This window comes from Clostridium sp. AF27-2AA (assembly GCF_003478505.1).
Lineage (GTDB): Bacteria > Bacillota > Clostridia > Lachnospirales > Lachnospiraceae > Brotaphodocola.
In genome coordinates this window covers 58,182-79,563 of record NZ_QUFI01000004.1, presented here as the reverse complement: position 1 = coordinate 79,563, position 21,382 = coordinate 58,182, and the positions used below count along the sequence as shown (strand labels likewise).

Annotated in this window: 25 protein-coding genes; 5 read left to right on the top strand and 20 right to left on the bottom strand. The window is 45.4% G+C overall.

Going from position 1 to position 21,382, the window contains the following annotated elements:
• Positions 1-22: 22 nt before the first annotated feature.
• From DWY84_RS03745 to DWY84_RS03680, 15 genes are all read right to left on the bottom strand, one after another.
• A complete protein-coding gene (locus DWY84_RS03745; protein ID WP_147354267.1) occupies positions 23-688 on the bottom strand; it encodes a hypothetical protein in 666 nt (221 codons plus the stop codon).
• 9 nt (positions 689-697) lie between these two features.
• A complete protein-coding gene (locus tag DWY84_RS03740) occupies positions 698-1,339 on the bottom strand; it encodes a hypothetical protein (RefSeq protein ID WP_118530953.1) in 642 nt (213 codons plus the stop codon).
• A 249-nt stretch (positions 1,340-1,588) separates the two neighbouring features.
• Entirely contained in the window at positions 1,589-4,591 is a 3,003-nt protein-coding gene (locus DWY84_RS03735) for a hypothetical protein (protein ID WP_147354266.1), read from the bottom strand.
• Between the two features lie 232 nt (positions 4,592-4,823).
• Positions 4,824-5,273: a hypothetical protein gene (locus tag DWY84_RS03730; protein ID WP_118530949.1), complete on the bottom strand. Its 450-nt coding sequence runs from the start codon at positions 5,271-5,273 to the stop codon at positions 4,824-4,826.
• Complete coding sequence (locus DWY84_RS17350; protein ID WP_178716331.1) at positions 5,260-5,418, bottom strand: hypothetical protein; 159 nt, start codon at positions 5,416-5,418, stop codon at positions 5,260-5,262. The genes DWY84_RS03730 and DWY84_RS17350 overlap by 14 nt, the downstream gene beginning before the upstream one ends.
• Before the next feature lie 122 nt (positions 5,419-5,540).
• Positions 5,541-5,738, bottom strand: coding sequence for a hypothetical protein (locus DWY84_RS03725; RefSeq protein WP_118530947.1), 198 nt, complete (start codon positions 5,736-5,738; stop codon positions 5,541-5,543).
• Positions 5,739-5,880: 142 nt separating this feature from the next.
• Entirely contained in the window at positions 5,881-6,498 is a 618-nt protein-coding gene (locus tag DWY84_RS03720) for a hypothetical protein (RefSeq protein WP_118530945.1), read from the bottom strand.
• A 7-nt stretch (positions 6,499-6,505) separates the two neighbouring features.
• Positions 6,506-6,802 (bottom strand): hypothetical protein, encoded by a 297-nt coding sequence (locus DWY84_RS03715; RefSeq protein ID WP_147354265.1) that lies wholly within the window; start codon positions 6,800-6,802, stop codon positions 6,506-6,508.
• Positions 6,803-6,828: 26 nt separating this feature from the next.
• Positions 6,829-7,140, bottom strand: a complete 312-nt coding sequence (locus DWY84_RS03710) for a hypothetical protein (RefSeq protein ID WP_118530941.1) — start codon at positions 7,138-7,140, stop codon at positions 6,829-6,831.
• Between the two features lie 564 nt (positions 7,141-7,704).
• Positions 7,705-7,851, bottom strand: a complete 147-nt coding sequence (locus tag DWY84_RS17345) for a hypothetical protein (RefSeq protein ID WP_178716330.1) — start codon at positions 7,849-7,851, stop codon at positions 7,705-7,707.
• A 249-nt stretch (positions 7,852-8,100) separates the two neighbouring features.
• On the bottom strand, positions 8,101-8,418 hold the full coding sequence (locus DWY84_RS03700; RefSeq protein ID WP_118530937.1) for a hypothetical protein: 318 nt from the start codon (positions 8,416-8,418) through the stop codon (positions 8,101-8,103).
• Positions 8,419-8,437: 19 nt separating this feature from the next.
• Entirely contained in the window at positions 8,438-9,190 is a 753-nt protein-coding gene (locus DWY84_RS03695) for an ATP-binding protein (protein WP_178716329.1), read from the bottom strand.
• Positions 9,159-9,971: a helix-turn-helix domain-containing protein gene (locus tag DWY84_RS03690; RefSeq protein WP_118530933.1), complete on the bottom strand. Its 813-nt coding sequence runs from the start codon at positions 9,969-9,971 to the stop codon at positions 9,159-9,161. The genes DWY84_RS03695 and DWY84_RS03690 overlap by 32 nt, the downstream gene beginning before the upstream one ends.
• A complete protein-coding gene (locus DWY84_RS03685) occupies positions 9,968-10,156 on the bottom strand; it encodes an ICEBs1 excisionase (protein WP_118530932.1) in 189 nt (62 codons plus the stop codon). Before DWY84_RS03685 ends, DWY84_RS03690 begins: the two co-directional genes overlap by 4 nt.
• A gap of 58 nt (positions 10,157-10,214) precedes the next feature.
• Positions 10,215-10,415, bottom strand: coding sequence for a helix-turn-helix domain-containing protein (locus DWY84_RS03680; RefSeq protein WP_243024738.1), 201 nt, complete (start codon positions 10,413-10,415; stop codon positions 10,215-10,217).
• 126 nt (positions 10,416-10,541) lie between these two features.
• On the opposite strand from DWY84_RS03680, the gene DWY84_RS03675 reads away from it, so the two are divergent.
• From DWY84_RS03675 to DWY84_RS03665, 3 genes are all read left to right on the top strand, one after another.
• Positions 10,542-11,048, top strand: coding sequence for a helix-turn-helix transcriptional regulator (locus DWY84_RS03675; RefSeq protein ID WP_118530930.1), 507 nt, complete (start codon positions 10,542-10,544; stop codon positions 11,046-11,048).
• 695 nt (positions 11,049-11,743) lie between these two features.
• On the top strand, positions 11,744-12,793 hold the full coding sequence (locus tag DWY84_RS03670) for a site-specific integrase (protein WP_118530929.1): 1,050 nt from the start codon (positions 11,744-11,746) through the stop codon (positions 12,791-12,793).
• Positions 12,794-12,906: 113 nt separating this feature from the next.
• Entirely contained in the window at positions 12,907-13,530 is a 624-nt protein-coding gene (locus DWY84_RS03665) for a DUF1836 domain-containing protein (RefSeq protein ID WP_118530927.1), read from the top strand.
• A 27-nt stretch (positions 13,531-13,557) separates the two neighbouring features.
• Here the strand turns inward: DWY84_RS03665 and DWY84_RS03660 are convergent, their stop codons facing one another.
• From DWY84_RS03660 to DWY84_RS03645, 4 genes are all read right to left on the bottom strand, one after another.
• The gene (locus DWY84_RS03660; protein ID WP_118530926.1) at positions 13,558-13,905 is read right to left on the bottom strand and encodes a YerC/YecD family TrpR-related protein; all 348 of its coding nucleotides are present in this window, start codon (positions 13,903-13,905) and stop codon (positions 13,558-13,560) included.
• A 70-nt stretch (positions 13,906-13,975) separates the two neighbouring features.
• Positions 13,976-14,794, bottom strand: coding sequence for a Cof-type HAD-IIB family hydrolase (locus DWY84_RS03655; protein WP_118530924.1), 819 nt, complete (start codon positions 14,792-14,794; stop codon positions 13,976-13,978).
• 142 nt (positions 14,795-14,936) lie between these two features.
• A complete protein-coding gene (locus DWY84_RS03650; protein ID WP_118531093.1) occupies positions 14,937-15,929 on the bottom strand; it encodes an ABC transporter substrate-binding protein in 993 nt (330 codons plus the stop codon).
• 80 nt (positions 15,930-16,009) lie between these two features.
• The gene (locus DWY84_RS03645) at positions 16,010-17,149 is read right to left on the bottom strand and encodes a D-alanyl-D-alanine carboxypeptidase family protein (protein ID WP_347560762.1); all 1,140 of its coding nucleotides are present in this window, start codon (positions 17,147-17,149) and stop codon (positions 16,010-16,012) included.
• A gap of 253 nt (positions 17,150-17,402) precedes the next feature.
• Here DWY84_RS03645 and DWY84_RS03640 point away from each other — a divergent pair, with 253 nt between their 5' ends.
• Complete coding sequence (locus DWY84_RS03640; protein ID WP_118530922.1) at positions 17,403-18,827, top strand: polysaccharide deacetylase; 1,425 nt, start codon at positions 17,403-17,405, stop codon at positions 18,825-18,827.
• A 47-nt stretch (positions 18,828-18,874) separates the two neighbouring features.
• Here the strand turns inward: DWY84_RS03640 and DWY84_RS03635 are convergent, their stop codons facing one another.
• Positions 18,875-20,254 (bottom strand): MATE family efflux transporter, encoded by a 1,380-nt coding sequence (locus tag DWY84_RS03635; protein WP_118530921.1) that lies wholly within the window; start codon positions 20,252-20,254, stop codon positions 18,875-18,877.
• Between the two features lie 193 nt (positions 20,255-20,447).
• Here DWY84_RS03635 and DWY84_RS03630 point away from each other — a divergent pair, with 193 nt between their 5' ends.
• Positions 20,448-21,308, top strand: a complete 861-nt coding sequence (locus DWY84_RS03630) for a hypothetical protein (RefSeq protein WP_118530920.1) — start codon at positions 20,448-20,450, stop codon at positions 21,306-21,308.
• The last annotated feature ends 74 nt before the right edge of the window (positions 21,309-21,382 follow it).

The following is a 21,382-nucleotide window of genomic DNA, read 5'->3' as shown; positions in this document are numbered from 1 at the left end:
TATTTATAGCACTAGACGATTTTTAAATATAATTCACATTAAAATAATCAATTAAATATCGTGCCGCAAAACGTATGTCTTTTTCAAATTGGACATCATCCTCTGACATTGTCCTACTTCTTTTGGGACTATTTTTCACCAACTTGCATTCTAACTCGTTAATTTTTTGCTTAAAATACAAATTTTCTGATCCTCCATACTTTTGAGCTGCTTCCATGCATGAAATTGCTTTTTCATATTCGTGTTCTGATTCGTAAACTTTAGCATAAGTTAAATGTATATTGAGTGGCTGAAAAGATGAAAATTTCATTAGCGTTTCATCTGATACAAAAGGTTTTGATTTTTCAAAAAAATTTATCGCATATTTTCTAAAAAAGGCTCCTTTCGTTACATAAGCAATAGATTTTGAAAATTCGTCAAGCGGATTATCCGACAACTCTAAGAGTTGGATTATCATTTCAAACAAAACATATCTAGCCTTATACTTCACAATCCAGCTTTCGTTTGCAAGGCCGATCCCTCTTAAATCCATAGGATATTTATTTCGTGTTACCTTCAAAGCATGATAGATGGCTTCCACCTCATGCGTGGAATATTTTTGTGTGCAATACTTGCCATTTTCTACTACACTTTTCCTCGGATCTTGTATAAATGAAGAATCCGCTACATACATTGGTATATTTTTCATTTTTAGTAACTATTCTAAGCCGATTTGGGCTTTTTGATATAATTTTCCGTCCACAAAGTATAACTCTGCATTTGCTCCGCTGTATTCATCGGCGTACCACATATATGCTGTCATGCTTGTATCTATAATTTCAGACTCAGCAAGCGGAGTTCCCGCAGATCCAATTATTTTCTCACATTGCTCATATGTCATTCCAATTTCACACTGATTAAACGCTTCCAACGTAATTTTTTTGTCGTGCATAATGGAAGACATATTATTCATGTAGAAAAAGAATGAACCCAGCAGAATAATGAATGCAGATATCCAGCATAATGCCTTTTTTCTTCCTGGCATGTAATTATATGCAGATCGGCAATCAATTCTTTCATACTGTTCATTCAGTTTCACATCTGGATATCCTATTTGTATGGTATCCAAAAATTCTGATACCTGTTCATTTTTCTTTTTCCGAAACAAAAATGTCTCAACCGAACCGTTTTTTCCGTGGAACCTTAAATATCCAAAACTTCCATGATCCCCATAGCAATACGTTATTTCTTTTATTTTTCTAAAAGAATGTGCTTGTGATGGCATAAAAAACTCAGATAATAAAAAACTCTTATCAGAGTATAAAAGTTCCTGCCGGATTCCCTTTACCGTGGTATTCATTGAAAACCTCATTTTTCAAATATGCATACTTTTAATCACATATTATCACAAGTTTACGCAAAAGAAAAGCATCCGTCCCACATGACAGATGCTTTCAAAAAATAAAAAACTTTGGATAATGCCGTCATCTTGGATCTATGATACCTTATCCTACACCATTGATGCTATTGTAGGAAATATCCGTATAAAGGTAACGGTGGTTTTCCATTCTGACCACGCCTGGAACTGCAACCAAAATTTCAAATAACATCACACTGTCACCATCCTTACACCTACACGCTGTTTTTCTTCATTGTTTGCCTTGTACACTGCCTGTCCAAAACGCCGACCGTCCACTTCCATGATAACCGTTATGTCCCGACTACCTCCGCTTTCTGCCAGAGCTTCCTTCAATGCCTGTTTTATCGTGCTTAACGGGGAAACAACTTCTGTCTCGCGCTTGTTATCACCAAGGATAGCCGCAAACTCACCAGCGCGTGGCGGTACCACGGTTCCGGTCGCAAGACGTGGCATATTGTACGTTGCCGCTGCGGAAGCGTACTTTGCATATCTTCCGCCGCCTGCATTGCTGTAAGTAGACTGCGTCTGCCGTTTGCCTGCATTAATCGCAATCATTGCCGCTCCTATTCCTGCCGCAATAGATGCTCCCATAGCCAACGCACCTGCAGCACCAGAAATCGCACCAAGGGCAACTGCAAGAATTCCAGCCGCAGAAGCTGCTGCCAACAGAAAGCTTATCATTCTTTCTGTCGGAGTCATTTTGTCCCAGCTATCGTATAAAATGGCTGCAAGTGTTATTATTGCCCATAAAGCCAGTTTAACCGGTGTTATAGAATCCAGGACTTTGCCCATTACACTAATAAAGCCTTTTAATGCGACAAACAACTTTCCAATATCAGATACCAACTTTATTATTGTCCAAGCCGCAAAAAAGCCAAGTATTGCATATGTTATAGTTCTTACAAGTTCTTTATTTTCACTAATCCAGTCAGAGAACTTTTTCAAAACATCTGTAAGCAATTTCAGGGCGTTAATTATAATTTCCCCTGTCCATTCCCCAATAGGCTGCAAAAAGCTATTCCATAACCATTCTCCAACCGGTTCCAAAGCTTCTATTACTGCGCAAAGGGTATCAAGTGCCGCTGCTATAAGTTCAAACACACCGGGCAGAGCCTGTTCTAAACCCCATTTTGTGATAGGCAGCAAAACATTATTTAAAAGCCATAGCAGCAAATTTCCAATAGCCCTTACAACTGGATTTACGGATGTAAGCACCTTATCAAAGGATTTCAGTAGCGGAGAAAAGTCCAAGTTTGCAGCCCAATTCTTGATACTTTCTGATGCTGAGCGGAAAAATCCTGATAACGTAACCAAAATATCCCCCAGATGGCGTAATATCTTTGTCCCGGTATCGCCTGAGACCCAAGCTTTATCAAACTGCGTTATAAGATTCGCAACAGTTTGCGCCAGATTGGCAAATGTTATAAGCAGATTGTCCGTTATGGTCTTTCCGTACCCTTCAACATTCCAAACCTGCATGAATGATGCACCTACGTCCTGTGCAAGCTGTTTTGCGGATGTAAACAGGTTTGTGAGAGACTGCATCACTTCCGGGCCATTATCAAGCCAGGATTCTTTCAGCGGAGCAAACAGGCCGGAGAATATCTCTTTCACTGCATCGGCACGGGCCTTTATGTCGTTTGATACCTCTTCCGTGGTAAACATCTGATCTGGTGTAGGTCCGACATATCCGGTCTTGTCCTGATCTGATTTGTTCCCGGCCTGGATAAGCTCATCAAACGAATACGTCAGCTTTTTATTCGCCTTTTCCTGTGCCTTTATCTGCTTGTTACTCTCTTTTAAGGCAGCGCCGTAGTCTTCCTCTACCTTCGTTGCTTTGGTATATGTATCTTTTCCGGTAAGAGCCGCAAAAAACTGAGAAGTCCACGTAACTGCTTCTGAAAGCAATGAGATGAACTCTACCAATGCAGGAGAAGCATATTCTGCAATAGGAGAAAATGAAGTAGCAAATGAATTTTTCAGCTGCGTAAGAGACGAAAGCACATTTGATATGGCCTTATTCGTCTCAGGCGAATACTGAGCAATATTCTCCATTCCCTCGCGTGCCGAACGAAAAGCTGTGAATATAGCAGTGCGAAGAATCCGAAAAAGAATAAGCCTTTTCAAGAGTCCGGCCATATTGGATCCAAATTTCTTAGCGGATTTTCCGCCCTGATCCACGCTTGTCTTCATCTGCTTTGTGGATTTGCTTGCCTTTTTCGTATCTGACGCATAGGCATTAATCTGAGCACGCAAATTGCGGATTTTCGCCGCATTGCGGTTATATTCTTTGTATCCTACACCAACTCCAGCCTTTTGCAGATCCTTTTGTCGGTTTTCAAGAGCTTCCAGTTCCTGCCGGAGCTTGACGATATGAGCATTTGACACCTTGGCATTTTCGCCAATCTCCCTAAGCCTTTCGGATTCAGCGGCAGCAGCGGCTTCTTTTTCTTTTGCTTCTTGCAGCTTTTGGTTAAGCTTTTCCTGGGCTTCCTGCTGCTTCCTGACTGATTTCGCTTCTTTTTGACGCTGTTCATCAGTCTTGAAAAGCTCTGATTTGTATGCTGCAAGGGCTTCCTGGGCACGCTTAAGAGCTACCGCGGTTGCATCATATTCAGAATCTCCAAAGCCTTTTCCTTTATCCTCCAGATGCAAAAGCTCTTTTGAGAGCTGACCTATCTTTCCAGACATTGTGGATACATCAACAACCTTTGGAGTTGCCGCAGGACTGACAAGTTCTTTTTTATAATCTTTTAATGCCTGAGTAACCTTCTGAAGCTTAATGTATGTATTGTCATAATCTTCATCACCAAAATACATACCATCTTGCTCCATGTCCTTTAAGGCCTTTGACAGGCTTTCAATTTCCCGCTTATAATCATTTGTCTGATCCTGTAATGACGAATCTAGTTTATTTAATACCTGTCCGGCTTGTTTCCCATACAGTTCTATCGCATCTACATAATTTTTAATATTTTGGGCAGCAGTCTTTCCAAACACCTTCTCCATAGCTTGAGGATCATAAGTGAAAGCCCCAGCTTTAGCAAAAGCCTTTTTTACCTTATCCGCTGCTTTCTCCGCATTATCTATTACCCGGCCCAGTTCCTTTTGTAGTTTTCTCCCACCTACACCAGCGCCATCCGTATTGATCTGGGTATCAATAATAATTGATCCATCACTCTGCTGCATCATAAATCACCGCCTTATATAATACAAAAAGCCGATGATTCTCATTTCTGAAAGTCACCGGCACCATTTTGCCATTAACAGATACCATTCTATCTGCCTGAGCTGTATGCAATTTTTCTTATTACTTCAAGTACTACTACATCCTCCTTTCTCTTTTTAACCTCTGCTGTATTGCCTCGCCCCTGAATTTCTTCAATAACACGTAATATTTCTGTATCGATAGTTCGTCTCCAGTCTACTTTTTATATTTATCTGTGTATTTTCCAATACGGCTTTGAGTCGCTGCGCCAACCTCTTCATTCACCATCTCAAAAGCTGCCTCAAGAAATGCCTCAAACAACAGCTTATGATCTTTTCCCACAATGGAAAATGGAGATTGTCCGGCAAATACTACATCGTATACATCTGAATTGAAAATATAATTCAGTTTCTGCTTAATGAGATCATTAAATTTCTCTAGTGTTGCGCTTGCTTCTTCCAATGAGCTCATATCATTAATGGCCGCAGTTCCATCTGGATTCAGTTGTATGTCCGCCATAGTTTCTTTTTCGGACTGCAGTTCTTTTATTGCCTTTGCGAAACGCTGAACAATGTCTGCGTCCGTTGGGTTAAAGCTGATTGTCCTGTCCGGATCATCATTAATGGAAAAAGTCTTATAACCGGTCTCAAATCTAATGCTTTTCATTCTCTGTTTCCTCCGCCAAAACCTGCTGCCTCAGAAAAATTTCCTGCTTGACTCCCTGTTCACACCCTTCTCCCAAATTCTTAATCAACGCGCCCGCTCTGCGAAGTGCCTGTAAAGCATTTTCCGTCTCGTTTTTATTTTTCATCTGCATGATCTCCTTTTTTTGTTGTCATATCATCATAAATAGCCGCAAGTTCACAGACTATCAAAAATAAGAATCCGCTGATTATTATCACACCAAACATTCAGTTCACCTTCTTTATACCATTATTCAATTTTCACTACGCTTTCTTCACTTCTTTTGATATCATGTATAACTTTTAAAATCTGCGCGGCAGCAGGTTTATCCAGTTCATACCGCATACGCCGTACCAGAGTATTTTCCGATATACCTAATGCATCTGCCAGGCGCCATTGTGGTATCTTACATTCTTTCAAGGTTTTCCGTATTGTTACATTATTCATGCATCCACATCACCACCACCATCATCATAATCATACTATATCATCCGCATTCAATGCGGCTATCCTCGTTTATTAAAAAAATGGGCGTAATATAAATTTCTATGGTTTTCTCTCACATAAGCAACAATACACAGTTCATAAATCAAAACCCATATTTACTGCAAAATCCAGTAAAAGTTTTTATGCAAGCGGTACGATAATCTCTCTGCATCTTTTTTAATTCCGACACCAGCTTTTCATACTTTTCATATCGCATATACGCGGGCTTGGGTGGAATAGAAAGGTCCGCAATGTAATCGCAGATATAATGCCATCCATAATAGCCCATTTTTTTCTCCACAATATTCTCCATCTTCATGCGAAGTTGTTCTTGACCGCTGACCTGTTGGGACCTGTAATTTAATCCCGAGCATAACCTACACTGATATGTACCTTTCCGGCTGTCACGATACAGATACCGGACACGCCGCTCACAGCATGGACAATAAAAATACAGGCGCTGTGATACTCCATCAATATTCTTTACCCTTGAAACCTCCAGCGGATAAAATGCACGGTTCTCCAGAATCTCCATTTCTCTGCTTTGTGGATAATATCGAATAACCGTACCGCCGCTGCGAATATCCACTTTCTCTTTGTAATGAATATACTTGTCATACTGCAGAAAATTATATACCGCGAAACTATCTACACGAACACTTGTTTTTTCTTCAACCTGCTCATGCTTTTTATTGTGGCCGCCGCTCCCAAAACCGCCCATACTATTCTCACTCCTTTATCAAACACGGAAATATACCCGGCTCGCCGGGATCTGGAATCAAAACTTCCATTTCCCATTTAACCGGATACAGCCTTATATGATCCAGTAGCATTCTCTCCATTGTTTCTACATTACGAGAAAAAAGCTTCATACCCGCGGTCTTTGTGTTATCATGCTCATAATGAGCCAATGATAATAAAGTCTCCAAAACTTTATTTTTTTCGTCCCATCTTACAGAAATAAAACTTACTTTCAAGGTTGTCCGCGTATAATATGCTTTGGGCTTAAGCGTGATTTTTCTCATTGCAAGTTGCTCCTCCTCTATGATTTTCACCATAAATCATACAATTTCAACCTGTGGTAAAACTCTGCTTTGACCTTCCGGCGGTAGCCGTAAAAATCATCGGTCTTAGCCGGAATATCACGCCCGCGGCGAAGCAAGCTATAGTACCCGGCTTCTTTCGGATCCTTGGCCGTCAGACTTTCATAAATAACTAATTCCATGCCTGGCGCTTTTGATATTGCACAACTAAAAAGAATGAACCGAATATCTGAATCCAGCTTTTTGCAATATTCATCAAGCCTCGCTTCATCCTCTTTCGGTACATCATAATCAGATAGTTTTGCATCGCGTGTGCGCATGATTTTCCTCCCTATGTCCGTTTTCCAACTGTCCACAATTCTACCTACTATTTTCCACCAAATGCTATTACTCCAAAAAATTTATTGAAAAACAAAAAAGGGCGAAGAAATGACAACGAATATCTTCGCTCTCTGTCATTCCCACGCCCTTAAAGGACTTCCGAACATGTTCATATGCCCAGGGTACTACATATTCTTTTTGCTTGCTTTCACTATGCCAATTTCTAAATAAAATCCCATCTTTATTTTTCTATTAGGCGAAATTTGCCTAAATTAATCATAAATCCGCAGTTTTCTGCAAATTCATATGTACCGCCGCAGATGCTGTGATTCACTCCGTTTTTATATCCACGTAGGCCCGTCTGTATTGCCCGTCCTTGCCCTTTTCTGCCTTATACGCCTTAACTATCGGTCGGAGCAATTTGAGCACTGTATCAAGCTCCTGTGGCTTCTCATAGGATATTCTAATCTTTACAGACATATTATAATCCAATCGCCTCACTTTTGCAAATTATCTATTTCACATGCTGCCGATCGTTTCCCAATCGGCAGCATCTTATCATTTTACGCACACTTAGACCGGTTCAGCTTGCGGCGAACTCTCGCCACACGCGCAAGTGCGTGAAAAATCCCCAGCAAGATTTCACTCGTCACAACCTCATACAGTTCTTTCCGGACTTCATCGTCCTCCTGCTCCAGATACGTAACCATCAGCCTTACAATTTCCTCCTGACAAGGCATAGTGCTGTTAACGATAATAATATCGGCAGAGCTGTAGCAAATCTGAAAGTTATTTGCTTCTCCAGGCATCTCAGTGGTAGCGATACGATGTTTTTCATTTAAAATTTTTCCCATTATTCTTGCCCTTTCTGCCGGTTCTGTGCTACTATGTAAATGGTTTTGAGTAGCTCCGGCTATGCCCGCCCTATAAGATGCGTCAACATCCTATAGGGCTTTTCTTTATACATTTCCAGATTTTCCCTTGTTAATCTCGGCCAACTGGTAAATTTTCAGCATCTCTAATGCTTCCTCCTGTGTGTAACCTTCCTGAATGGCCGTTACGATCATTTCGGACTGCGCACGCAGCCAGGAACGGAAGTTTCCGTCCACATCCGTTTTCTTTGACCGGTCAATCAATCTCAGATTCATCTCCCGCAACTCTCTATCTTCGCCTGGTGTGAGTTTCGCATCATCTGAGGCCAGTACAACGCCCTGACGGGTCAGAATGACATATGCGTCTACCAGTTCGCAACTGCTGCCCTTATACTTTTTATCCACCTGTCTCTCCTTTCCGCTGTTAGGCTCTTAAAATTTTTCGCAGAATTTTTTCGTGTTTTTCCTCAGCCTTTTTCTGCCGTATGCTTATTTCCGGCATAGCTACGGAAACACACATATCTCCAAGCCGACTTGAAATACGACCATCACATTTCAACGCCTCCATCGGAACATTTGATGTAATGATAACAGGCTTTCCTTCATTTGCACGGTGATCAATCAAACGGAAAAGTTCCTGATCGGCCCATTCACTCTGTTTTTCGCTCCCAAGATCATCCAGCACAAGTAAGTCACAGTTCATATAACCGAAAACCCGATTCGGCACCTCCGGCCCTTGTTTGAAACTTTCCTTTACCGCCTGCAGATACTCTACTGCCGATACAAACTTAACTGTCTTTCTGAATTTCGCTTGAATGGATCCCGCCAGGCAGCAGGCCAGGAAGGTTTTACCGCTCCCTTTTATCTTGCTCCATATGTACAACCCAATTCTATTTTCTTCCATTTCCGGATATTTTTCCCAGAATCCTGTTACGATATCTCTTACAGAATCCACATTACAACCATACTCATTAAAATCAAACTTGCTCATATCCGCTTCGCTGTAAATACTCGGAAAAACTGGATTTCCCAAATCTGCGCGTCCTCTGCATTTTGGACATGGAGTTCCTATTTGAACCGGTGTATCTGGATCATAATCAGATACAATAATATTGTCTACTGCATATCCAGTACCGTGGCATATATTACACAACGCCTTCACGTTTGAGCCGTTCATAAATCTCATTCCCACTTGATACACGATATTGCTGCTTCTCTTCTGCTTCGCCTGCATCGTTTCTCACCTCCTCTTTCTTGCTGTTCTGCTGTCCGTCCTTCTGGCTGCGGTTCAGCCAGCCATTAATAAACTTTTCTATCCCCCTACGGGTCTTTCGCTTCGTGGGGTTCGCATCACACCAGGAAGCCATACGGTAAAGTTCACGTTCTACATCAAGTTCCGGATATGCCTGCTGCCACATTGTCAACTTGTCCGGTAACACATCATAAAAGGTTCCATCTTCCAAAATTATGAAAATTCCGGTTCCGTTCTTCGGTGTCTGCTCAGAAGTATTTATATTGTTGTTATTATTAATATTGTTATTATTTGTTTGCTGGTTTTCCGTAATACGGGAATCGCCATTTTCTGTAATACTGGAATCCCGTAATGTTGATTTTCTGTAATACGGATTTTCTGTAATACCGGAATCCTGTAATACAGAATTTCCACAATGTTGATTTTCTGCATCGCATATCTTGTAAATTACGGGTCCCCTTACTCCACCTTTTCTTCCAACGCGCTTGACAATCCCCGTTGAAATCAAGATATTCAAATACTTATACAGGCGTTCTACAGTAATACCTAATGCTTTCCGCATAGTTTCAATAGTTGGGTAACACTCCACCTCATCCCCTGCATATGCACTCAACAACGCATATATGGCTTTACACTCCACTGGAATTTCCGGGCTTGTTAAAACGCTTCTTGATACAATACCATAGCCTCCTTCTATTTTTCTCACTCACTGCCTCCCGGCTGATAGCCGTAATATTTCTTTCCGAAAAAGCCCTCCGGGATTTTACCGGCTATGGTTATGTACCCTGCTGCTTTCAGTTCCGCATTCATTTCACGAATAAGGCCGTAAGCCTTCGCAGTAGATACGCCAACCGTCTCCGCCACTTCCGCAGCGGTTAAATACTGCTTCATGGTATTCTCCTTTCTAATGCCCTCTGTGCATCCCAGACGCCCCAGCCCGGCCCGTCTTTTAATCTTCGATAATTTCAGTTACATCTACTCCAAGTGCATGGGCAAGGCGTCCAGCACATACGACAGTCACTTCGCGCTGATTCAGGATCATGTTCATACGTGTGCGACTTACTCCGTAGGCTTCCGCAAGACCAGAAACCGTCATGCAACGATTTGCTCTTGCAAGGTCAATTTTATTTTTCGATACTTTCACTTCCATCACCTCCGTTTATACACCATTTTGGTGTTTACTATTAACATGTTAACACCATCTTGCTATATTGTCAATGTTTTTGTTGACTCAAAAACACCATTCTGCTATTATCTATTTAAAGGAGGGCTTATTATGACAGGCTTATCTGACCGAATAAAACATTTGCGAATTGAATCAGCTATGACGCAACAAGAACTCGCTGATGCAATAGGCGTTTCGCAAAATGCCATTTATAACTGGGAAAATGGGAAACGTGAACCGAATTTAAAAACGGTTGAAAAGATTGCTAAAGCATTTCATGTTTCCCCCTCAAAATTGTTGTATGGTGAACTAGATTCAGAAACTGCTAAAAACCTTGACACAGTTATATATAATATCAATAACAATATCGACGATGCTTATCTTGTTAAATATAATGCAGACAATGCCCCTAAAATCGAGGAATCAATCAAACTGCTTGATGATTGGAGAAAGATAATATGGAAAAATGAGGGATTTAACTGGCCTATAGTAATTCAAACCTTAATAAGCCATTTTCTAAAGCTGAACGCCAAAGGTCGTTCAGAAGCCATCAAGCGAATTGCTGAACTCACAGAAATAAAGAAATACATAGATCCAGATGAAAGCACTAAAGAATAAATAGCACCATGACAACATAATACACTTAACCGGGGAGCCGGGGGACGCGCTGCACCCGTTCCGAGCCTGTCGGAGGTGGTGCCAATGAGCACATATGAGAAATTACAACTTGTAATATCTGTTGTATCGCTGATTGTGGCAATTCTTACATATACGCATAAAAAATAGCCGTCCTGAACTTTGGCGAGTCTGACGGCTATTTTTTAATAACTAGATTTTTCGCCGGGGCGGGGAGGTAGGGCTCCCTTCCGGCTTTCCTGTTAAGTGTATTATAAGTCATTCCGTTTTATTTGTCAAATACCTACACCAGGTGCAGAGCGCCCAAAGCGCCCCTGCTGCACATTGAAAATTATAATACACTTACCCAGGGAGCCGAAGGGGCGATTATGTCAGCCGCCGGACGTTATACGGAAGGAGACCGGTGCCAATGGTTACATACTCTGATTTATTTCAATTTGTAATTATGCTTTGTGCTGTAATCACTCTTGTCGCTTATTTTACACACAAAAAATAGCGCCCTCGCTCTGGTAAAGTAAGGCGCCATTTTTTGAAGTTATGCTTTGCCGGCGGCTAGGTGTATTCTAGCTTTCGACTCTCTTGTTAAGTGTATTATAAGTCATTCATTTTTATTTGTCAATTATCCTCTGTTTGTCCCAGACGCCCCAGCCCGGCCAGGAACAAAGGAGGGGCAACACATGCCTGTATATCAAGACAAGACAACGAAGACCTGGTTCGTGAAGCTGTATTATACCGACTACACCGGAACCAGAAAGCAGAAGCTGAAACGCGGCTTCAAGCTGCAGCGTGAGGCGAAGGAGTGGGAACGGCAGTTTCTGGAGCGGCAGCAGGGCCAGCCAGACATGACCTTTCAGACCTTATACGACCTCTATGCCGCCGATCTGAAAGCCCACGCGAAGGAATCCACCTGCAGGAGCCGCCTGTCCATGATCCGCAACCATATTCTTCCGTTCTGGAAGGACCGGAAGCTGTGCGAGATCACCCCGGCAGACGTCCGGAGCTGGCAGGGCGAACTAAAGGCATCCGCCTTAGGCGAATACAGCCAGTATATGGTGAACTGCCACTTGTCCGCTATGTTCAACTTTGCCATGCGCTACTACAATTTGAATTCCAACCCCTGCCGGTTGGTTAAAGCAGTTGGAAAGGTTCACAGAGGTTTAAACTTCTGGACCCTGGACGAGTTCAAAGCGTTTCTTCCTACCGTGGAAGACGCAATTCTGCGTGCTGCATTCCTTACGCTCTTCTATTCCGGTATCCGGTGCGGGGAGCTGCTGGCCTTGACGGTAAAAGACTTTGATGCAGCAGGCAAAGCCATTACCATTTGCGGCACCTTCCACCGATTCAATAAGGTGGACACGATCACAACGCCGAAATCAGAAAACAGCAAGCGCTCTATTCCAATTCCAGGCTTTCTGGTGGAGGAAATCCAGGGCGTGCTTGCAAAGATCTACGAACCGGATCCAGATGAACGGATTTTTCAGACGGTCACACCCTCCCGGCTCTACACTGCCATTGAGAAGGGTTCTGCTGCCGCCGGAATCAAGCGCATCAGGGTGCATGATCTTCGTCACAGTCACGTTTCCCTGCTGATCAACATGGGATTTCCGCCCCTGCTGATTGCGGAGCGCATCGGGGACACCGTGGAAATGGTCAACAAAATTTACGGCCACCTATATCCCAGCAAGCACCGGGAAGTGGCCGACCAATTGGAAAAATTAAATTTTTAGTATCATTTTAGTATCAGAAAGGCTTAGCCATATGGACTATTTCGCATGGTTAAGCCTTTCCCTCTTGCCATCTGGTTTTCAATACTATATAATAAGGTGTAAGAGGTGACATCATGAAAAACAATTCTGAAAGACTATCCGATATCCTGAGCTGGTTAGACTCCATCTCTTATATCAAAACCGAAAAGATCCCGGAAGTGGATTTATATATGGACCAGGTGACTTCCTTTGTGGATGAGCATTTAAAAAAGACCAAGCGCAGCCCGGAGGACAAGGCTCTTACCAAGACCATGATCAACAACTACGCCAAGAACCGTCTGCTCCCAGCTCCTGTCCGCAAAAAATACAGCAAGGAGCACATCCTGCTGCTGCTGTTTATTTACTACTACAAAAACCTGCTGTCCATCGGCGACATTGAGCAGCTGTTCCGCCCGGTCACTGAGGCGCATTTTAATGCGGAAGACGGTCTGAATCTCAGCGGCATCTACGAGGAAGTGTTCTCCCGGGAAGCTCTGCAGATGGAAAACTTAAAAGAAGACATCCGTGCCAAGTTTGAAGACAGCCGTCTGACCTTCGCTGACACGGACAGTGAGGACAAAGAATATTTACAGCTGTTTGCCTTTATCAGTGAGCTTTCCTTTGATGTCTATTTAAAAAAGCACATGATCGAGATGCTCATTGATGAACTCCGGGAGGAAAACACGCCTGACCCGAAAACCAGAAAAGCAAAAAAGTGATGCCAGGACGGCATCACTTTTTTTGTGCTATTCTTCTGTCGGTGTTTCTTCCGCCTCATCACTCTGTGCATCAGATTCTGCCGCCTGCTTTTCCGCAATTCTTGCAAAAACCATATCGTAGCCATCATTGCCGTAGTTTAAGGAACGGTTCACGCGGCTGATAGTTGCGGTGGACGCGCCGGTCTTGTCCGCGATTTCCAGATAAGTTCTCTTTTCACGCAGCATTTTAGCTACCTCATAGCGCTGGGACAGGGATAACAGCTCGTTGACCGTGCACACATCCTCAAAAAAAATGTAGCATTCTTCCGGAGTTCTTAATGTTAAAATGGCCTCGAACAGATGGTCTACAGCCTCTGTCTTAATCTTCTTATTCATTCTATATGATTCCTTCCTGAAATACAAAGTTCTGCGGTTTTTACTTTTAACAGTTTACCACACTAAATTTTTAAAGTCCATAGTTAAGACAAAATTTCTCCACCACATGTGCCACACCGTCATCGTTATTGGAAAGAGTTACGTAATCAGCCGCATTCCTCACCGGGCGTACTGCGTTTTCCATGGCTACTCCGAGTCCCGCGAACTCAATCATGGACAGGTCATTGAATCCATCCCCGCAGGCAATCATCTCTTCACGCTCCATGCCAAGAAGCTTTAACAGCTGTGCCAGACACTGGGCCTTGTCAATGCCCCGCGGTAAAATTTCCAGAAAGAAGGGTTCTGAGCGGTAGACGCTGAAATTCTTTCCCAACGCCGCTTTGACCCGTGCCTCCACCAGGGCCAGATAGTCTCCATCGTCCAGCATGAGGAACTTGGGTACCGGGAAATCCAGATATGCTTTTAAATCTTCTATCTGCTTTAATTTCAGGTGATTGATTCCAGACTCGATTTTCGCATAGGGATTGTCCTGATTGTTGGTAAGAATGCGCGCACCCTGGTAGGTGAGGATATCCACCTGCTCTTTCTCTGCCAGATCCAGGATTTTTCTGTTTGCCTCAACCGGAAGCTCTTTTTTGAAAATAACCTCCCGGGTTCGGCAGTCCATGATGATGCCGCCATTAAAAGATAAAATATACCCCTCGTATTTTTCCAGTTCCAGTTCTTCTGCCAGCGGCATAACACCATAGGTTGGCCTGCCGGATGCCAGAACTACTTTGATTCCACGCTTCTGAGCCTCCATCAGACTCTGCTTTGTTCTTGGCGTGATTACTTTATCCCTGTTTGTGAGAGTTCCGTCCAGATCCAGAACGATCATATTATAGTTCATGCTTTTTACTCCCGTACAAATTGCGCTGCTATTTGCCCGTTGTGCCGTCAGCAGCCGAATCATCTCTGCTCATCATACCACGAAAATGTCCGTTTGTCACGGACATTTTCGTGATTCAGCGTATGAAACTGCAGCGTATTTTTTACTTTCCTGCCTGCTCTGCGAATTCCGTTGTTACCAGATCCTCATAAGGAACCCGCTCCGGCAGCTCTCCGGCTTCCTCCAGAATGTTTTCCAGAAGCTCAAAGCTGGATTTTTCAAACACAAGATTCTCTTTCCAGGTATCCTGTTCCTGATACCGTTTCACAATCTTTGTAATATTTTCCAGCGGAGTTTCCGCAAATTGCGGCTGGATGGTCTTTGCGATTTCCTCTGCCGTATGGGAATTCACATAATCCATGCCCTTTTGGAGCGCATTTGTAAATTTCTGAATGAGATCCGGATGCATGGCCAGATAACTCCGTTTCGCGCAGTACGCAGTATAAGGTACATATCCGGAGTCCGTCCCCAAAGATGCCACCACATATCCGTTTCCCTCCAGTTCCAGCCCGGTGGCAAATGGTTCAAACTCCACCGTATAATCCGACTGGTCACTGGTAAAGGCTGCTGCGGTCAGACCAAACTGAATGCTCTGGTCAATGGTCAGATCTGTTTTTGGATCCATGCCATTCTTCTTTAAAATATACTCAAAAACCATCTGCGGCATACCTCCGGCACGACCGCCAAGCACCCGGCTCCCCCTTAATTTCTGCCAGGAAAAGTCCAGATCCGGCTGCCGTGCCACCAGAAAGTTTCCAGCGCGCTGAGTCAGCTGCGCAAAGTTGACCGCATAATCCTCCGCGCCCTGGGCGTAAGTATAGATGCTGGCCTCCGATCCCATAAAGCCGATATCCGCGTCTCCGGCCAGCATAGCCGTCATGACCTTATCCGCTCCGGCCCCGTTTACCAGAGTCAGATCAATGCCCTCTTCTTTAAAATAGCCAAGTTCAATTGCCGCATACTGTGGCGCGTAAAAAATAGAATGGGCCACCTCATACATCGTCACAGGTGTCCCTCCGGAGTTTTCCTTTGCACAGCCACACAGCGCTGCGCACGCAAGGCAGCCCGCAATCAGAATCCGCCATCGTTTTTTCATCATTTTAAAAGCCTCCCGCAATTGTCTTAATCCCTATATTGTATGAAAATACTTCCGTGACGTTTCCCCTTCCATAATCTTTATTCCAGCACTCCCAGGCTCCAGACACGAAACAGCATACAAAGATAATCAGAAAAGCCTGCCTTTTCCACACTGTCTGCCGTCAGAATATCTACCTCGCCCAGCGCCTTGCCATTCAGTTCATAACGCAGTACCCCGGCCTTCTCTCCTTCTGTCACCGGTGCCTGCATCGTTTCCGGGAGCAGCAGTTTCTTTTCTATGGAAGAAAAATCTTCCCCTCCAAGCCCCAGATAGGAAAATCCGCCCGCATACTGAAGCGTGACAGAAGGCTCCACACCATCTGCCACATCCAGTTCCGGCAGCACCGGCATTTCCTGGTCTTCGTACAGACGGCAGCTGGCGTATCCATAATTTAACAGTGTCTGGGCGTCCGCAAAGCGTGCCTTGTAATCCGGCGCCGCCATAATCACGGCAATCAGCCGTACACCGTCCTTCTCTGCTGTTGCGGACAGACAGTACTTCGCCAGAGAGGTGGAACCGGTTTTTAATCCGGTCACTTTAAAGTTTGTGGCCATTTTTAAAAGCTTATTGGTATTGGAAAGCCCGAATTCCTTCGTTCCCTGTTTTGTCACATGGGTAATGTTCTCCATCCAGATTGTGGAATACGCATGGATCTGCGGATATTTTGTAATCAGTTCCCGGGACATGATGGCAATATCCCGCGCTGTGGTAAGATGCTCCGGTGATTCCGTCAGGCCGCAGCAGTCCACAAAGTGTGTTCCCGTCATGCCCAGTCCCTTCGCCCGCTCATTCATGATCTGGACAAAGGCATCTTCCGAACCGGCTATATACTCTGCCATGGCTACCGACGCGTCATTGCCAGACGCAATGACAATGCACTTAATCAGAGTCTCCACCGTCTGAACCTCCCCTTCCTCCAGAAACACCTGGGATCCACCCATGGATTTGGCATGGGCGCTGGTCACAACCTCGTCACTCAAACGGATTTTTCCCGCGTCAATGGCATCAAAGATAAGAATCAGCGTCATGATTTTGGTGATGCTGGCCGGACTTCGCCGCTCATCCGCATTCTTTTCATAAATGGTCTGCCCGGTAGAAGCCTCCATCAAAACCGCGCAGGGAGCCTGCACCTGCACGGACAGACTGTCCCTCTCCCCGGTCTGCTCCGCCTGGATCATTTCCGCCTGTTTTTTCCCATTACTGACCACAAGCTCTGTCCAGCCCCATGCTTTCAATCCCGCCGGGTTTATCAGATTTACCAGTAAGCTGGCACATAGAGCTATTACCGTTTTTTTCATAGGATCCCCGCCTGCAAACCGCAACCTTTTCCTTATAATCTATGGCTATTTTTCTGGTTCTATGCTATGATGAGATTAGAGGAATCCATAGCGGATTCCAGAACAGGAACGAAAAATCAAGGGAGTTTTACATATGCATGAATACTATTCCGGCAGGTCCTACAGCCGCAGGCGGCGCCCATCCAGGCTCCCCCGTTTTCTGGCTGCCGCAGCCTGCATCGCACTGATCGGCGCGCTTGGCACCGGCCTTTTTTTTCTGAGGAAGCAGCATCACGGCAAAACTCCGGATACCTCCGGCGGCATTGTCATCTCCACAGATGCAGATGGTTCTGAAGCAGAAGCCCCCACTGAGGGAGACGGCTTCGTCATGCCGGACACCCCGGCTGCGGACCTGCTCCACCAGGCCTACCTGCTGGCTGCTGGCTATGATTACGACGCGGCCATAGAACTGCTGAAGGGTTCCGAAGAGTTTGCCTCCGATCCGGAAGTCATCTCCGCTATTGCCGAATATGAATCCGCAGAAGCCACACTGGTCCGCACCCCCATCAGTAAGATCACACACGTATTCTTTCACACGCTGATTGCAGATCCATCCAAAGCTTTCGACGGCGACGCAGACCAGAACGGCTACAATCAGGTTATGACCACTATCGATGAATTCAACAAGATCCTGGAAGCCATGTATGAAAAGGGATATGTCCTGGTAAAGCTTCACGATATGGCTTACGAAACCACAGACGAGAACGGAAACACCGTCATGAAAGCCGGAGATATCATGCTCCCGCCGGACAAGATTCCTTTTGTCATGTCCCAGGATGATCTCTGCTATTATCCTTATATGGATGGAGACGGCTTCGCAAACCGCCTCGTGATCGGTGAGGACGGCAAGCCCACCTGCCAGATCACTCTGGACGACGGCACGGTCACTACCGGAGACTATGACCTGGTTCCGATCCTGGAAAAATTCTGTGAACATCATCCGGATTTTTCCTATAAGGGAGCACGGGCGGTTCTGGCCTTTACCGGCTACGAGGGCATTCTCGGCTACCGCACTTCTTCTGCCTACACCGGCTCCGAAACCTACGAGCAGGACCGCCAGGCCGCCGCAGAGGTAGCCCAGTGTCTGCGTGACAATGGCTGGGAACTTGCCTCCCACAGCTGGGGCCATCTGGATCTCGGTACCGTGGAATGGGACCGTTTCCAGTCCGACACGGACAAATGGGAATCTGAAGTAGAATCCCTGATCGGTCCCACCGACATCATTCTCTTCCCCTTCGGCGCGGACGTAGGTGACTGGCATCCATACACCATGGAAAACGAGCGGTTCCGTTATCTTTATAATGCCGGTTTCCGCTACTTCTGCAATGTAGATTCCAGCCAGTACTGGGTACAGCTTGGCGACGACTATCTCCGTCAGGGCCGCAGAAATCTCGACGGTTACCGGATGTGGAAAGATATCACCGCGGAGGCAGAAGGCCGGCCCCGCAAATTAGACGATCTGTTCCGTGCCGAGGATATCTTTGACAAATCCAGACCGACCCCGGTTCCGGAAATGTAAGCAGGAACAGGCAGAAGTTCTGACCAATTTAAAAGCTGCAGATGATTTTACTCACCTGCAGCTTCTTTTTTACCCGCCTTTTCTATTTTCAGTTTTCCAAAAAACAGATAATAAATAACAAACAGCATTGTTGTAGTAACCCAGGTCAGGGGATAGCTGAACATGATCGTGTAAATATCCCGTTTAAGCGGCACCGCGATCAGAATCCAGCCCACACGCAGCACGCAGACACCAAGCAGACTGATGATCATAGGGCGCCAGCAGTCTCCCACGCCCCGCAGGGCACCGGACAGAATCTCGATGGCAACATATTCCACATACAGAGGTGCCAGATAACGCATCATGGCAATGCCGATCGTGATGACATCCTGATCTGTGGTAAACAGCTCATACCCATAAACTCCATAGCGGTAAATGAGAAACGACATGCCAAGAGATGCCAGAATCGTCATAACCATGCAGGTCCGCACGCCGCGATGCACGCGGACCATCTTCCCCGCTCCGTAATTCTGTCCCACAAAGGTAGTCACGGAAATACCAAAGGCATTGATCATCATCCAGAATACGGAATCCAGTTTGCTGTAGGCAGCCCAGGCCGCTACCGTGTTGGTTCCAAGGGAATTGATTCCCGACTGGATGATGACATTGGACAGGCCGTACATCACCGACTGCATCCCCGCCGGAAGTCCAATGCGGATGATGCGCTTTAACATCCGCCCGTCCAGACAGAGTTCTTTGATAACCAGGCGGTGCATGTCTTTTGTCTGCATCAGGCAGGCCACCACCAGAAACGCACTAAACAGCTGGGAAAGGATTGTGGCAAGGGCTGCTCCCACCACCCCAAGACGGCAGAACACGACCAGCAGGATATCCAGCGCGATATTGACCAGACAGCTCGCCGCCAGAAAATACAGCGGCCGCTTAGAATCTCCCACTGCCCGCAAAATCGCCGCCCCTACGTTATAGACCAGGTTGGCAATGATACCGGCAAAATAGATGCGCAGATAGATCACGGAAAGCCCCAGTACATCCTCTGGCGTTCCCATGGCCTCCAGCATAAACGGTGCCAGCCCGATACCGGCAAACATGATCACGACGCCGGAAATGATACTGAACATCAGTGCCGTGTGGACCGCATAGCCCACCATCTCCGGCCGTTTTGCCCCGTAATACTGGGACACGATCACGGACGCGCCGGATGAGAGACCCACGAAAAAGCCCACAATCAGCTGCGTCAGCATGCTGGTGGAACCTCCCACCGCTGAAAGTGCCTCTTTTCCCACAAACCGCCCCACGATCATGGCATCGGCCGCATTATAGAGCTGCTGAAAAAAGGTACCAAACAAAATCGGGAAGAAAAAGAACAGCAGCTGCTGCCAGATGATTCCTTCCGTGATCTGATTTCCCTTTGTCTTTTCTTTTGTCATACCCAAAAACCTCCCAAAAACACAATATCTCCGAATGATTATCTTTTCATAATAACGTATTTGGGACTTCCCGTCAATTCCTGGCATGTGCAGGAACCATTTTTTAAGAAGTAATCCAAAATTAAAAATATCTTAAAGCTTTTTTGATCCATACTTGCTATAATGACAGAACGATTAATTTGGGAGAATTATTATGCAAAAATACCACAAATTTCTAGTTCTTCTGGCTCTGTCGGCCACAGCTCTGGCTGTTACCGGCTGCGGCGCAGCCAAAAACACTGCCGAAAAAACCGCAGATACCTCCGCTGCCAGCGTGCAGGCAGACCAGGAACCCTCTGATATGATTTTTTTAAACAATACCATGTATTATGACGCAGGACGCACTGTGTTCATTCAGCCGGATCACACCGACGGCACCATTCAGTCCATAGCGGCAGCCGGACAAAAACCTGCCCGGAATGAAGAAGCCAGTTTTGACTGCCTGGGCGCTCCTTACTGCATTCTGGCTGATGGCGCGGCTGCTGTCCTGACCAATGAAGCATCTGGTGCCTATGAACTGTTCCTGTCTGATGACACCGTAGAGTTCCAGGGCGTGTTCAAAAAGAAAAAAGAGCTTTCCGATGACACGTTAAAATGGCTGAACTTCTATTACAGCCTTTCCGAGTCAGATCGCAACGCTCTTTCCATGATTCCTTCCGAATTTGCCGGACAGATTCCAAGCGGCAGTGCATCTGTCAATGAAACCGCTGTCTCCGGAACCTCTTATCTGGAGGCTCTTACCCAGGAGGAACTGGATGCTACCGAAGCACTTGCCCAGTATTATTTTACAGAAGAAGTAACTTCTTTTGAAGGCGTTGACCAGATCTACCCTGCCGATTCCTCCGACCCACAGTATCACAACAGCGGAATCGAAGACGATTACGGCCCCGGAAATATCATCATCTACCGGGTCCTGACCAACCTCGACCGCCGCGACGGCAACCCCTTCCGCTACATCAGCATCGCAAGAAAATCCAAGTCCGACGACTGGAAGATCATCAACAGCGGATTCTAAAATAACAATATTGAGACAGAACCCACTGCAGGTCCGAAGCCGGTTATCCCGGCATACCGCTGCGCAAAATATGG

What these genes read in the sequence shown, in the direction of transcription:
- DWY84_RS03730 (WP_118530949.1), bottom strand. Translation starts at nt 5,273, where the DNA reads ATGAAAAGCATTAGATTTGAGACCGGTTATAAGACTTTTTCCATTAAT.
- DWY84_RS03640 (WP_118530922.1), top strand. Translation starts at nt 17,403, where the DNA reads ATGCATGAATACTATTCCGGCAGGTCCTACAGCCGCAGGCGGCGCCCA.
- DWY84_RS03630 (WP_118530920.1), top strand. Translation starts at nt 20,448, where the DNA reads ATGCAAAAATACCACAAATTTCTAGTTCTTCTGGCTCTGTCGGCCACA.
- DWY84_RS03720 (WP_118530945.1), bottom strand. Translation starts at nt 6,498, where the DNA reads ATGGGCGGTTTTGGGAGCGGCGGCCACAATAAAAAGCATGAGCAGGTT.
- DWY84_RS03675 (WP_118530930.1), top strand. Translation starts at nt 10,542, where the DNA reads ATGACAGGCTTATCTGACCGAATAAAACATTTGCGAATTGAATCAGCT.
- DWY84_RS03660 (WP_118530926.1), bottom strand. Translation starts at nt 13,905, where the DNA reads ATGAATAAGAAGATTAAGACAGAGGCTGTAGACCATCTGTTCGAGGCC.
- DWY84_RS03715 (WP_147354265.1), bottom strand. Translation starts at nt 6,802, where the DNA reads ATGAGAAAAATCACGCTTAAGCCCAAAGCATATTATACGCGGACAACC.
- DWY84_RS03725 (WP_118530947.1), bottom strand. Translation starts at nt 5,738, where the DNA reads ATGAATAATGTAACAATACGGAAAACCTTGAAAGAATGTAAGATACCA.
- DWY84_RS03735 (WP_147354266.1), bottom strand. Translation starts at nt 4,591, where the DNA reads ATGATGCAGCAGAGTGATGGATCAATTATTATTGATACCCAGATCAAT.
- DWY84_RS03670 (WP_118530929.1), top strand. Translation starts at nt 11,744, where the DNA reads ATGCCTGTATATCAAGACAAGACAACGAAGACCTGGTTCGTGAAGCTG.
- DWY84_RS03740 (WP_118530953.1), bottom strand. Translation starts at nt 1,339, where the DNA reads ATGAATACCACGGTAAAGGGAATCCGGCAGGAACTTTTATACTCTGAT.
- DWY84_RS03645 (WP_347560762.1), bottom strand. Translation starts at nt 17,149, where the DNA reads ATGATCCAGGCGGAGCAGACCGGGGAGAGGGACAGTCTGTCCGTGCAG.
- DWY84_RS03710 (WP_118530941.1), bottom strand. Translation starts at nt 7,140, where the DNA reads ATGCGCACACGCGATGCAAAACTATCTGATTATGATGTACCGAAAGAG.
- DWY84_RS03655 (WP_118530924.1), bottom strand. Translation starts at nt 14,794, where the DNA reads ATGAACTATAATATGATCGTTCTGGATCTGGACGGAACTCTCACAAAC.
- DWY84_RS03685 (WP_118530932.1), bottom strand. Translation starts at nt 10,156, where the DNA reads ATGAAGCAGTATTTAACCGCTGCGGAAGTGGCGGAGACGGTTGGCGTA.
- DWY84_RS03665 (WP_118530927.1), top strand. Translation starts at nt 12,907, where the DNA reads ATGAAAAACAATTCTGAAAGACTATCCGATATCCTGAGCTGGTTAGAC.
- DWY84_RS03635 (WP_118530921.1), bottom strand. Translation starts at nt 20,254, where the DNA reads ATGACAAAAGAAAAGACAAAGGGAAATCAGATCACGGAAGGAATCATC.
- DWY84_RS03695 (WP_178716329.1), bottom strand. Translation starts at nt 9,190, where the DNA reads ATGAACGGCTCAAACGTGAAGGCGTTGTGTAATATATGCCACGGTACT.
- DWY84_RS03680 (WP_243024738.1), bottom strand. Translation starts at nt 10,415, where the DNA reads ATGGAAGTGAAAGTATCGAAAAATAAAATTGACCTTGCAAGAGCAAAT.
- DWY84_RS03745 (WP_147354267.1), bottom strand. Translation starts at nt 688, where the DNA reads ATGAAAAATATACCAATGTATGTAGCGGATTCTTCATTTATACAAGAT.
- DWY84_RS17345 (WP_178716330.1), bottom strand. Translation starts at nt 7,851, where the DNA reads ATGGTTACGTATCTGGAGCAGGAGGACGATGAAGTCCGGAAAGAACTG.
- DWY84_RS17350 (WP_178716331.1), bottom strand. Translation starts at nt 5,418, where the DNA reads ATGAAAAATAAAAACGAGACGGAAAATGCTTTACAGGCACTTCGCAGA.
- DWY84_RS03650 (WP_118531093.1), bottom strand. Translation starts at nt 15,929, where the DNA reads ATGAAAAAACGATGGCGGATTCTGATTGCGGGCTGCCTTGCGTGCGCA.